This window comes from Pseudomonas sp. SDT291_1_S447 (assembly GCF_054070155.1).
Map to the genome: position 1 here is coordinate 1 of NZ_JBSVXS010000406.1, position 230 is coordinate 230.

Annotated in this window: 2 pseudogenes; both read left to right on the top strand. The window is 59.6% G+C overall.

The annotated features are described in order from the left end of the window. Nucleotides 1-152: pseudogene (locus ACW9IR_RS30110) on the top strand (pilus assembly protein); the annotation flags it as partial. Further along, a pseudogene (locus tag ACW9IR_RS30115) lies at nucleotides 149-230 on the top strand (PilN domain-containing protein); the annotation flags it as partial. The pseudogenes ACW9IR_RS30110 and ACW9IR_RS30115, both read left to right, overlap by 4 nt.

A 230-nucleotide genomic window follows, 5' to 3' on the forward strand; every position in this document is an offset into this window, starting at 1 on the left:
TAATCGATATCGAAGCGTTTGCATTGGCGCGCGCTTGCCGTCAGGATTTCGCCAGCTTCACGCCGAGCCATCGCGTCGATGGTGCACAATGGGCCGTGGATGCCCAGGGGATGGGAATTGCTTGCGGGTTGGCCCTGAGGAGTTTCGCTTGAAGACACGAATCAACCTACTGCCTTGGCGTCAGGCGCTGGCAGAGCGGCGACGCAAGTATCTACTGGCGTGCTTGCTGG